Genomic DNA, 12,696 nt, shown 5'->3' with positions numbered 1-12,696 from the left:
TCAGTTACGGATCCGGTCAGGAAGACATGAAAGCATTATTGCGTTGTTTGAAAAATTTCTGGTTTGCACTGGCACTCCTGTGGACAGTCGGTTTGCTCGCCTGCTGGCTGGCACTCCCGCGCTGGAATTTCACGCGGGAAAACATTTACGTGGCCATGGCGCTGATCAGTGCCTTCTGCCTGCTGCTTATTGTGCTGCGTCAGTACCGCAGAATTCGCGCCGAACAGAACATCGAAAGCCTGGTGCAACTGGAGGTAGACCGGTCGTTAGGGGCCGAGGGCGAGTTTCGTGACCAACACGTACTGCGCGAGCGCCTCAAACACGCTATATCGATGCTGCGCTCATCGCGCTCTGCGGGCGGCGGCGGAGCATCTGCGCTTTCTGATCTGCCATGGTATCTGGTCGTCGGCATGTCAGCATCGGGCAAGACCTCGCTACTGACACGCTCAGGTCTGTCAGCGACCATTGCCGGAGCTCAGGCGAGCGGCATGGACAGCGGGACTCAGCACTGCGACTGGTATTTCAGTCCTGACGCAGTCTTGATTGATACTGCGGGCCGCTACTTGCGCGATGACCAGTCAGCCAGCGAGTTCGCCTCGTTCCTAAAGCTACTGCGCAAGCAACGCGCCAAACCCGCCGTTAACGGGTTGATTCTGGTGGTGAGCCTGCCAGAGATTGTCTCTGCTACCTTGGCCGAACGCGAAGCCCTGGCTGCCCGTCTGGTTTCTCGTATTGATGAATACAGCGAGTGCCTGGGTGTTAACCCTCCGCTTTATCTGATGCTCAGCAAGACAGATCTGCTGCCAGGCTTCAACCAGGCCTTCGACGGTATGGACACTGCACAACGCCAGCAGCCTCTGGGCATGACGTTCGCCTTGTCGGATGTGCGCGCCAAAGGCCTGCGCGCCGTCATGGAAACCAAGTTTGCCCATTTGCTGGAGAGCGTGCGACACCACGTGGATACTCAGCTGATTATCGGGGGCAAAACCGCCAGCGCCGAGCTGCTGCAATTTCCCAATTACTTTGCCGAACTGTCGACCGTTATCTCTGGTTTTCTTGACCAGTTTGAACGCTCATCGCAAGGGCATACGCCTCCTATCGTGCGAGGCGTCTATTTCACCAGCGCCCTGCAGACAGATGAGCAGTTGCCACCTGTCTATGAGGATGCTCTTGGAGATTACTACGCGCTTGAGCCCAAAGAGCATCCGATACACAGCGATATACGTAGAAAGATAGGCGACAAGAGCTACTTTATTACTGAGACATTTCGTCAGGTGGTGTTCCCGGATCGCAACCTGAGCCTTTACTACTCACGCCTGGGCCGCACACGATCCTTGACCCCTGCATTGATCGCGATAGCGGCTTTGGCAGGTATAGGCTTGATCGCGTGGGAGGCGGTTTCTTATAACAAAAACCGTGAAATGCTGGCGGGCATCGCAAGCGAACTGACACAGCTTGAGACTGCACCCGATCGGTCAGATCGGCTGCGCTCGGGGCAGGCGATGGAAACATTGCGTGTTTACCTTAGCGAGTTCGAAGGATACGGCAATCACGGCGTACCCTTCGCGTTGGGCGCAGGCCTGTACAGCGGCGACGATCTGCTGATCCCGCTGCGTGAGGCGTACCTGCAGCAGCTACGTACCCAAGCGCTGGAGCCCATCGGCAAGTACTTGCAGGTGCAACTGCGCGAGCTTAACCAGTTTGCTCAGACGGTGGATCGGAGCCCACTGGCGCCTACCGATAAACGTCGCTCGGCCAAGTCCCCGTTAAAAAAACCGGCAAAAACACCGAGCATCAGCGCGTTGAAAGCGACTGTCAGCCTTCCGCGTAACAGCGCAGATCTGACCGGACAGCTACGCTCGGGCGTCAACGAGGCAGGTGAAGCCGGGCGTCGCAGAACGCTGGATGCTCTTCGCGATAACGCCAAGTCCGAATCAACTATGGATCTTGCCGAAGACACCGCACTGACTGCCGGGTTGTCACTGTCGGAAGACAGCCTCAGCCGGCTGACAGAGCAACAAGTGTCTTCAGTGATCAAGGCTTACAGCGCACTTAAGCTGTACTTGATTCTGTCGCGTCCGGATGAACACCGCGATGCCGAATTCGTTGCTGATGAACTTCCTCAAGCCTGGGCACTGGCGGCGCAGGCCGAGGGCCAAGAGATCAGTCCAGCACTGATTGAAGCCAATACCGCGATGTACGTGCGCTACCTGCAACAAGGTACCGCGCCAGCGCTGCGACGGAATGAGCAACTGGTCAACGACACACGGCAGAGCCTGCGTTCCTTCATGATCGCCAGTTCTCTGGTTGATCGTGAGTATCTGCGCCTTCAGCTGGAGTCGAGCCGTCAGTTCCCGTCGCTTACGCTATCGGACATGGTGCCCGCAGCCGGACGTGATCAGTTATTTTCGGCGGAAGCAGTACCTGCCATTTACACCCGACAAGGTTGGGAAGAGTTTCTGCAGCCCGAACTGATCAAGTTGCTGTCAGGCAACCTGCGCAACGACAGTGACTGGGTACTCGATAGCGAAGGCAGCAATGGCATGGTTCAGAAAGCCAACTTCGTGCGTGAGCTGATGGCTCGCTACAAAGCCGACTACGCAGATGCCTGGTTCAGGATGCTCAGAGGCGTAGGTGTGCGTCATTTCACCGACATGGCCAATGCCACCGAGCATTTGTCAGTGCTTAGCGACGTGCAGAACTCTCCCGTCAAGAGTCTGTTGCACGCCGTGAACCAGAACACGTCGTGGGACTTGCCCAAAGTCAACTCTGCGGCGTCTCCGAATAAAGCGGACGACGGGTTCTGGAGCGGCATCAAAGGCACCTTCAGTACCCAGAGCGAGCAAGCCGAAAGCCTGGTAGTGACATTGCCACGTGTTGACGATGGGAGTCTGGCAAAACGCTTTGAACCCGTCGCACGCCTGTTCGCAACGCAAAATGCAGAGGGCGCGGACAGCACGGTGATGGATCGATATCTGGCAGCGTTACGCAAGCTCAAAGTGCGTTTGACCAATATTCAGCGATCGCAGGATGTCGGCAAGAACAGCAAGCTATTGATCAGCGAAACACTGGAAGGACAGCCGTCCGAAGTTACACAGGTACGCAACTACATCGAGACCAGCGTCGATACCAGCGAAGGAGGCCTGTCGAACTCCTTGCAACGCCTGTTCAACTCGCCACTGCAGTTTGCCTGGGAAACACTTCGCGACCCGGCTGGCCAACAGATCGCAAAAGCATGGTCGCAGGATGTCGCCCGCCCCTGGAAACAGGTCATGGCTTACCGGTACCCCATTGTGGCTGGCAGTGAAAACGAGGCATCAGTCAAGGATTTGCAGCGTTTCGTCGATCCTGAAACAGGTTTGCTGCCCGCGTTCAAACGCAACGAAATCGGCAACCTCGCCGGCGGCGAAGGATTGGGCATGGGTACAGGCGGTAACGCTGCGCCTCTGGTCAATACACGCATGATTGACAGCATCGACAAGGCCAGCTCGGTAGGGCAGGTCATCGCGAGTCTGTCTGATCGGGAAAATGGCTTCGAAATCATGTTGGAGCCATCGGCTCGTTACACGGACATCATTTTCACGCTCGACGGGCAGGAACAGCATTATCGAAACGGTCGTACCAGTTGGAACCGGTTCTCCTGGCCGGGTACCTCCAACGCACCGGGGGCACGTCTGGATGTAGTGACTCTGGAAGGACAACGCATCACTGTTTTCGACTACCCGGGCCGTTGGGGCTTGCTGAAGATGAACGACAGTGCTCGCGTCACCGATCTGGACACGGTTCAGCAACGTTTCAGCTGGCAGTCGGCCGCCGGGCCGGTAAGCCTGGTCGTTCGTAACTATGGCGGCGTCAAAATGACTGACCTGGCACAGGTCAAATCATTGAGCGTGCTTAACGACCCTGGGCAGAAAAACTGATTATGGCAAGCCATCACAGAGGGGGCACAGGCTGATGATCGGATGTTTTGGCAAAGTGCCCGCGAGTGCCGACTTCGTCAGTTTGAACGGAGCCATGCCTGAGGTATGTGAGTTCGATCTGTGGCTACAAAACAGTCTGGGACGCATGCAGACGCGTGAGGATTGGCGGGAATTGTTTGATGAGTTGCCCGTGTGTTTTTTCTCATACCGCAGTCGCAATGGACAGTGGCTGCTGGGTGGATTCATAAGCTCGCGGGACGCCAGCGGCAGACGTTATCCATTTATGGTGTTTCAAAGCATAAAGGTGGACTCCAGCGACCCGTTCACCAATCCGCACACGTTGTGCGAATTGTTCGCCGGGCAGATCAAACCGCTTCTCATGCAGGGCGCGCAAGGGGCGGATATAGAGCAGATTTTTGCTCGACTCAGAACCATGCGTCTGTGGACCGCCAAGGACTTGGATCTCTATCGACGTGTGCATGACAAGTTTCTTATGGACTTTAACCTGCGTGATGTGTCGCGGCCACTGCGACACAGCTATCCGGAGTTCGGTACCCAGTCGGGGCTGGCCAGCCTTTACAAACTGCGCAAGGCCATGAGGAACAATGAGCCGCCCGCAATAAGCCTGCCTCTGCCAGCAGAGAGCGGCCTGAAGCGCCCGATGGCTGACTTGTGGTGCACATTGCTGTCACGTCTGCGCGGCAAAACGGGCATGCCGGATGTCAGCGTGCTGGTAGACAGCTTTATGCGCCCAGGGCTGCTGTGCTTTCCGTCGCGTGGAAACAGTGAAATGTATCGGATGTTGACCGGTATCGCTGCACCCGAGGACCGCTACAACCTGCTGGATCCTTTACCGGAGCCCGCGTCTGCCGCCTCGCTCGTGTTGCCTGCCGATCACCTTGCATTGAACGACTTTATTGAGCGTTTTATAGACGCTCGGGATGAACAGTATTGATGAACAGGCTCAAATATTACTTTCTCAAGTACCAGCCATATGTTCTGGGGATTGCGTTCTTCCTGGCCATCTTCCTGGTGTGGTCGCTCGGTGTAGCGATGGGGTTTTCCTCCCTTCACAGCCTGCTGGCCGGGATAGGAGTGTTTCTGTTGCTATCGGCTGGTTATGTCCTTTTCATGGGACGAAGCCACGCACCGCGCCACGACCTTGAAGCGCTTCTACGTGATGACGCCGATCAGGCCGTGTTGAATTCCAGCCCGCAGGATCGCGAGGAAGTCAGCCTGCTACGCGAGCGCCTGCTGCAAAGCATCGAGCGCCTGCAGGGCAATTCAGGGAAGAAAGCATCCAGTAAAGACGCACTCTATGCGTTGCCTTGGTACTTGGTAATTGGCCAGCCCGCGTCCGGCAAAAGCACCATGCTGTATCAGTCCGGATTGAATTTTCCCTATGCGGAGCGCGAAGGCGCACGCGTCGCAGGACTAGGCGGCACCCGCAACTGTGACTGGTTTTTCAGTTCTGAAGCAGTGTTACTGGACACTGCCGGCCGCTATATGGATAACCAGGAAGAGGCTGGCAAATGGCGTGCGTTTTTAAGTCTGCTTCGACAACACAGGCAACGGCGCCCGCTGAACGGCCTGATCGTCGCAGTGAGTGTAGAGGATGTTCTGAAGTCAACGCCCGACAGCCTCGAACGTCTTGCCAAGCGCCTGCGCGAACGCATTCAGGAAGCGCACGATCTGCTTGAGCTGCGCCTGCCTATCTATCTGGTGTTCACCAAATGCGACCTGATACCAGGCTTCACTCACTTCTATCGCCAGCTCGATAACCAGACTCGTGGCGAAGTAATGGGCAAGACATTTGCTCACGAAGGTTTCAGGCAGTCCGATTGGGGTAAGCGCTTCACCGCGGCAATGGGCGAATTGGTAGGCCATTGGCAGCAAATTGCCGATCAGCAATTGGTGCAACAGGACATTCAGCTGACCAGACAGGACCCGGCGGCGTATCGCTTCCCTCTGGAACTGACAGCGCTCAAACCATTGCTTGAGACTTTCGTTACCGACTTGCTCAGAGCGAACCCGTATCAGAGTGCCGAGTTGCTCCGCGGCTTCTATTTCACCAGTGCACTCGACGCTGATAAAGCTACGCAGGGATTGTATGCACAGCATGTCACCGAGCGCTTTGCGCTGGCCGACTCGTCAGCCGAACTGCCGGTTACCGGGCAGACGCAGCCGATGTTTATCAATAGCCTTTTTCAGAAGGTCATTATCCCTGATCAACATCTTGTGGCGCTGTACACCAGCAATCGCAGCGAAACCCGGCGCAAAGGTATATGGATCGGCACAGCCGCATTGGCAGGCTTGCTGCTTTGTGTAGGCTGGGGCGTTTCGTACAGCAATAACAAAGCAGCCATCCAGGCAATTTCCGGCGGGCTGGTCGCAGCACAGCAAAAAGACGAACACACCAGCGGCCAATACACCCAATGGCAGACTCTGGATCAACTGCGGCAGACTTCAGCAGATCTTTATACTCGTCACCACGGTGGCGGCGTACCGCTGAGCATGCGTCTGGGGTTGTACAAGGGTTATGACGTGGAGCCCTATGTACGTCAGCGCTATTTCGCACGTCTTGAAAGCGTAATGCTCAAACCGACTGCCGATAACCTGACCCGCTCGTTGTACCTGTTGAGCAGTATCAAGATATACCAGCGCAACGCGCCGACGCTTACAACCGTGACAGGAATCGACAGCGTCGAGCCGCGCGCGCTCCCTGTGGATAACCGCGCGCAGTCAGTTGCGACCTTTGGCAAGACGACGCTGGACACCTACTTGATGCTGTCCAAGGCGCAACGTGAGCAAGCCGATCCTGCGGTATTAAAGGCTCGCATTCCTGATTATTGGTATCCGGCGATCTACAAGCAGGTTCAGCGCGATACAAACGTGTCAGCTCAAGCTGCTGGCGAGGCCGATGACTATCAGTTTGCCGGGCGTCAGATAGCATTCTATAGCGATCAGATCCGTGAACTTGACGTACCACGCATTCTCAACAATGCATTCTTGATCTCCAGCTCGCGCAATTACATAAATAGCCTGCTCTCACAGTCGTTGCGCGCTATCGAAACCATCACGCTGGAGTCCGACACCCTATTTGCGTTTGGCCGCGCGGACTTTCAAAGCCTTGAGCTTGCCGGGCAACGCCAGTTGAGCGCCATCGCCGGGAAACTGCTGAACACACCGAACGTGGGCAAGATCGTGATCACTGGCCACGCAGACCAGATTGGCGATGCGCAGAGCAATCTGCAGGTATCCAGACAGCGTGCGCAAACCATCAAAACCTACCTGGTAGGTAAAGGCTTGCCGAGCGAACTGGTCGACGCGGTCGGTGAAGGCAGCAATAAACCACTGGTGCATTGCGACATGCAGATGCCGCGCGCCGAGCTCATCCACTGCCTCGAGCCCAACAGACGAGTCGAAATCGAGGTGCGTGCGCTTAACTGAGCCGCCCCCGAGGTAAAACGATCGCCATGTGTGTGCCTGCTTCGGCATGCATGGCTTTAGAACGGCCCAGCCATTACGTGGCAGGGTCAAACACAGGGCGATCCAACTTGTGGATCAATGAAAGCCCTTTTAAGGAGAAATGAAAAATGGCATTTGACGCATTCCTCAAAATTGACGGCATCCCGGGTGAAAGTCTGGACGACAAGTTCAAGGACTGGATCGAAATCCTGAGCTACACGCACGGCGCTACACAGGCGACTTCGGCGACTGCCAGTTCGTCTGGAGGCGCTTCTTCCGAGCGCGTTAACCTGAGCGACTTCACGGTTATCAAGTATGTCGACAAGGCTTCTCCCAAAGCCTTCGAGTCATGCTGCAAAGGCCAGCACATCAAGGAAGTTGTCCTCAACCTCAACCGTGCCGGCGGCGACAAGCTGACCTACATGACCATCACGCTGGAAGAAGTGGTCATCTCTTCTGTCACCTTCCTGGGCAACATGCCTGTGGCTGGCGAAACCAAGGCGGAGAGCGATCTGCCATTGGAAGAGATCAAGTTCAACTTCTCCCGCATCAAGATCGCCTACACCCAGCAGAAGCGTTCCGATGGTGCAGGCGGCGGTAAAGTTGCAGGCGGCTGGGACCGCTCGCTGAACAAGGTCTACTCCTGAGTAGGGCCTCGGGCGACTGAAGTTGTTCGGCCGCTCAATCGAGGGTCCCGCGCCTGCAAGGGCGCGGTGGCCTTCTCTTTTCACCTTTGAATGCAGAGCCGTCCATGTCTGACATCCTCGAAGACCTTTCGCTGGCCACATTGCGTACTCCCATTCAGGGTGGCGCGGGCGAAGACCTGAGTTTTTCCAGCCTGTTCGATCAGATCAAGGAGGCACGCCGCGCCGATGTCGACTATCTGACTCAGGGCGACTGGCAAACCGATCTGAAACAGGCCGACTGGGAACAGGTTGTGCAACTGGCCAGCGCCGGGATTGCAGAACAGAGCAAAGACTTGATGCTGGTCGCATGGCTAGGTGAAGGTCTGGCGCACAAATATCATTTCCGCGGTATCCGTTTCGCGCTGGCAGTGGCTCAAGCCATGCTGGAAGATTTCTGGGACACCCTGTTCCCTTCTCTGGAAGACGGCACCGAAGAGCGTTCTGCTCGCTTGGGGTGGTTGAATACAACCTTGGCCGAAGTGGTCCGTACGCTACCGATTACCCAGGGACAGGGCTACAGCCTGTTCAAATATGATGAATCTCGACAAGTTGAAAACCTGGCTCGACAGAACTCGTCGGCAATGAACCAGGCTCTCGAAGAAGGCAAGATCAACGCTGAATTGTTCCAGCGCTCGGTAGTACTCACCGACACAGATCACCTGAACCGCAAATACGCGGAAATGAGTGAATGCCTGGTTGCATGCAAACAGCTGCAATCAACCATCGATAGCGTCTTCGAACGCGATATACCCAGTTTTCTTGCCCTCAACGATGTACTCACTCACGCTCGGCAGCTTGTTGAGCGACTGCTCAAGGAGCGCGGTGTCGAACTCGTGACACCGGCAAGCCAGTCAAAAGAAGACGTTGCAGATGAGCCCGTCAAAGAACGACCAGCGGCACGCGACGACATTCCTGCAGCCAACGCCCCTATGCGCACCGTGCCACTGACCCGTGACGAAGCGTTTGCCTTGTTGCAAGGCGTCGCACAATTCTTCAAACAGACAGAACCCCACAGCCCGGTGCCCTACCTGGTAGAGCGCGCAATCAAATGGGGAAATATGCCGCTGGAAAGCTGGCTGAGCGATGTGATCAAGGATGGTAGCGTCGTCGATGGAATCCGCGATGTTCTGGGCACCCTGCAACAGCGCGACTAAAAGGCTGTGATAGCAACCAAAAGGAGTTTCAACATGCGTCCGATCATTTTGCTGAACGACCCGACCGACAAGGCCGGGGTTGTTGTCGAAGGATCTCCGACCACTCTGGTCAATGGTCGACTGGTGGCCAGAGTCGGCGATAAAGTCATGTGCCCGCATGGGGTCTGTACAATCGCGACAGGTGACACGTCAACGTTGGTAGATGGCCGGCCGGTTGCCCGCCATGGCGACAAGACTGCGTGTGGCTCCAGTCTGATCGCCACCAACAGTGACTGTGGCATATTTTAAGGACGACAGCATGTTGAAGCCCTACGGCCAAGGTCATCGCTCTTTATGGGATGTCATTGGTGAGCGACGCGAACAGGAACAACGTCAGGCAACTCCGGCACGTCCGCCGGCAGACTATGACCTCACACGCGTCAAAATAGACAACGCCTGGCTGTGGCTGCCGAATCTCGAACCTGCTCAAGCGGCTTCAGGCGCATGGCTTGGAGCCGTTAACGGCGATTTTGAACACGACCCCAGGCTGGTCAGTCCATCGGGCCACCGTTATAACCTGCGCCGCATTCGTCTGCCCCAGCACAAACCGGAAATCGATACGTTGCCACGTACGCTTCAACTGCTTGAGGCCATGCTCGCACAATGGGCTGATTTCGCAGCCAGCGTCGATTGGGAAAACACGAAGGTAGTACTGTTTGCGCCGTCGAGCATCGCCCCATCAGCATGGGAGAACCATGCGTTGCCGATCTGGCCGTTTGATTACCTGCCCGGCGAGGGTTTCGACACCCCTTCGCTGAACTTTGATGAATGGTTGCCCTGGGCGCTTCAAAACGATACCGAAGCTTCTACCCTGCTGTGCGTCAGCATAGACACCTGGGCGACAAAAGACCGGGCTGGCGCTCTGTCCAGCGACGCCATGGTCGGTGAAAGCATCTCGATCGTGCACCTGCAGCGCGTAGACCACGCCAACCCCGACGAGGAAAATACCTGGCAACTCTATCCAGCCATGACTCGCGAACACTCTCCGCGTGCATCGCAGCCAAGGCAAAGCAGCGTCGATCTGCAACAGCTGGCAGAGGCCCTTTGCGAGCAGAGGGGTATTCAACCGAACGACATCCAGGCACTCGTCATCGACGGTCATCTTCATGACAGACGTCTAGAGCAGCTCTCTCATTACGCAAGTACCCAACTGCCGAATCTGGTGGTATCGGAGCATGTCGCTGGGCAGGCATTGCTGGCAGGCGAGCGAGGAAGGAGCGCGACTCAGCTGACGTCGCTGGCACTTGCTTTTCACGCAGGCAGGGCGAGGCAGGGATCGGTACTGATATTTGACAGACACGCCTCCACTCAGACTCAAGCCTGGTTGCTGAGTACCGGCAAGACGATTGCGCAAGCTGGCGATGAGGTAGCCGAACACCGCGGGCTTGAACACGACGGACAGAGCAAAGACTCATGAAGGAAAATTTTGATTTCAATCCAAAATCCTGCTCGATCAATGATCTGAATCCGGGCTGTGTCGAAATGTGGACACTTGGCCAGCAAGTGGCTATCAGGCGCTTGTGCGTGAAGACCCGCGCCGAATACAAGCAACCGGCCAGGTATGAACTGCTCAAGGACTTCAGTACGCGGGCTGCGCGTATCGCAGGCAATTACGCACGTATTTACCTGGAGCAAGAGCACAACGGCCAGCCCGAACAAAAAGGACGGTTTTACTGGACAGGGTTAGCGGCGTTTGCAAGCAAACAGGTCATGTGTGCATTGGATTATTCCAGTAACACAAAGATGCGCTATTTGCCACCCGCCGTACCGCCCTTGGAGATTACCAAGATATTTTTGGGCAAGGGAAACTTCTGGTTATTCCAGGACATCTTCGTCTGGCACTGGTTTTATATTAATTACCCACAGCAGTTCGATGAGTGCATAAAGACTCGGGACTTCAGTACGTATGACCCACGATTCAAGCAAAGCTTTGCGCAACTGCCATGGATTGATGATGCACTGCCCAAAATAAACAACCTGAAGGTAACTGATTATCTGGTAAGCGGCTTCAAGTTGATATCGGCTGTAGAGAAGGAGCCGGCAGGTACACTGCGTGAAAAATACAAATTTCAGTCCCTCCTGGCAATTGCCAAACATGAACAACTGATGATATTGCAACCGTTGATATACGAGGATAAAAGCTTCAGGGCACTGTTGTACATGCAAACGTGGGTTGAGGGGTACGGGGATGTTCCGCGCCGACTGGCGTCCCTGAGTGTTGAATGCGATACAGGCGACCCGGAGCAGGATGTCATCATGTCCGATGGCGAGCTGTACGACGCCGAGGACAGAATGATCTTTATTACAACAATTGCCTCTACGTATCATCGGAGAATGCAAAGAAAAAATGTTGAGATGGAAAAGGCAATTATGACGATAGGGACGTGGAATGAACGCACTACTTAAATATATGATAGCGGCTTTCATACTGCTGACCGGTTGTGAGGCTTCGGATATGAATACAAAAAATCGTGAGATCGAACTCTCTCTTGGAGTATCAATTGATACTGTCTTGGCTTCAACATCTGTAAAACTGCGAAAAGACTGCGATGATACGATGTGTCTCTACCAATTTATAGTGCCGTCAAAATCCTCTGAACTGATCACTGTAAAGGTACGCTCAGCATCCACCATATTAGCGATTGAGAACGTTAGTTCAACCACTATCGTCACCAATCCATTGGGGCTTATTACAGATATAGACGTGTATGTAGCAGGAGTGTCAACCAATGCGAAACATGAAGACGCAATGGCGTACTTTTATCAACAAGTACAGAATCTAAACGCTGCGGGATGGCAGCGTTACATTTTCCCTAATGAAGCGAGAATACCCGGTACAGAAGCCGGCAAATTTACCAACATAAATGAAGTGCTAGGTAAAAATGTTGGTACAGGCCCCTGGATGGACCCGAATCTCAAGCTTACGAAGCAGGTATGGGTCTCATTGCCTATGATCAATACGTGGATGTTCTACAGCGGTCACGAGTATCTTGATCTGATGGTACAGCGCGAGAACAGCAAAGACGACCCGCAAAACCGTGGATCTTACTTGTTTACATGGACGTTCAAATCAGAAAGTGAGTTCTACGCTGAATTCGTGAGAGCCGAAGATCACGCACGCTGGAGAGAACTTCTGCCTGCCGAATTAACCCGAATGGGGAAAGAGCGGCAAAAGACAGAGGCGCAGCTGAAAAAAATGGGCATCAAGATCGATGAAAACTATAAAGATGCCAAACCTCCCGTAGAAGCGGGTTAAACCGAAGATACGTCGCAAACCGATTCAAGCAGTAAAGGAGTTACACCATGGATCTGACATTCGGTACCGCCCTCAGCCAGAGCGGACGTTTACTGCAACTCACCACCCCGCTGGGCGAGCATCAGCTCCAGGCCCTGCGCGTACACGGGGTCGAGCGCATCGGCCGCGTGCCC

At 55.0% G+C, this 12,696-nt stretch carries 9 protein-coding genes; all 9 read left to right on the top strand.

The features are described from left to right. Positions 1–26: 26 nt before the first annotated feature. Entirely contained in the window at positions 27–3,920 is a 3,894-nt protein-coding gene (locus tag RGM3321_RS02835) for a type VI secretion protein IcmF/TssM N-terminal domain-containing protein (RefSeq protein WP_244391487.1), read from the top strand. 34 nt (positions 3,921–3,954) lie between these two features. Next, positions 3,955–4,875: a type VI secretion system-associated protein TagF gene (gene tagF, locus RGM3321_RS02830; protein WP_244391485.1), complete on the top strand. Its 921-nt coding sequence runs from the start codon at positions 3,955–3,957 to the stop codon at positions 4,873–4,875. Then, the gene (gene tssM / locus RGM3321_RS02825; RefSeq protein ID WP_244391483.1) at positions 4,875–7,370 is read left to right on the top strand and encodes a type VI secretion system membrane subunit TssM; all 2,496 of its coding nucleotides are present in this window, start codon (positions 4,875–4,877) and stop codon (positions 7,368–7,370) included. The genes tagF and tssM overlap by 1 nt, the downstream gene beginning before the upstream one ends. Before the next feature lie 146 nt (positions 7,371–7,516). Continuing rightward, positions 7,517–8,035 carry a type VI secretion system tube protein Hcp gene (locus RGM3321_RS02820; protein ID WP_005730234.1) on the top strand — a complete coding sequence of 173 codons (519 nt, stop codon included), beginning with the start codon at positions 7,517–7,519 and terminating at the stop codon, positions 8,033–8,035. A 104-nt stretch (positions 8,036–8,139) separates the two neighbouring features. After that, complete coding sequence (tssA, locus tag RGM3321_RS02815; protein ID WP_137982848.1) at positions 8,140–9,228, top strand: type VI secretion system protein TssA; 1,089 nt, start codon at positions 8,140–8,142, stop codon at positions 9,226–9,228. Positions 9,229–9,261: 33 nt separating this feature from the next. After that, positions 9,262–9,516, top strand: a complete 255-nt coding sequence (locus RGM3321_RS02810) for a PAAR domain-containing protein (protein WP_244391481.1) — start codon at positions 9,262–9,264, stop codon at positions 9,514–9,516. A 10-nt stretch (positions 9,517–9,526) separates the two neighbouring features. Then, on the top strand, positions 9,527–10,684 hold the full coding sequence (locus RGM3321_RS02805; RefSeq protein WP_244391479.1) for a hypothetical protein: 1,158 nt from the start codon (positions 9,527–9,529) through the stop codon (positions 10,682–10,684). Then, entirely contained in the window at positions 10,681–11,673 is a 993-nt protein-coding gene (locus RGM3321_RS02800) for a hypothetical protein (RefSeq protein WP_244391477.1), read from the top strand. Before RGM3321_RS02805 ends, RGM3321_RS02800 begins: the two co-directional genes overlap by 4 nt. Beyond that, positions 11,657–12,523 carry a hypothetical protein gene (locus RGM3321_RS02795; RefSeq protein WP_137982845.1) on the top strand — a complete coding sequence of 289 codons (867 nt, stop codon included), beginning with the start codon at positions 11,657–11,659 and terminating at the stop codon, positions 12,521–12,523. The genes RGM3321_RS02800 and RGM3321_RS02795 overlap by 17 nt, the downstream gene beginning before the upstream one ends. Positions 12,524–12,696 lie beyond the last annotated feature (173 nt).

It is taken from the genome of Pseudomonas sp. RGM 3321 (assembly GCF_022836805.1).
In the GTDB taxonomy this organism is placed as follows: Bacteria; Pseudomonadota; Gammaproteobacteria; order Pseudomonadales; family Pseudomonadaceae; genus Aquipseudomonas.
Note: the sequence above shows the minus strand (reverse complement) of the source record. Positions and strands in the feature narration are given on the sequence as shown.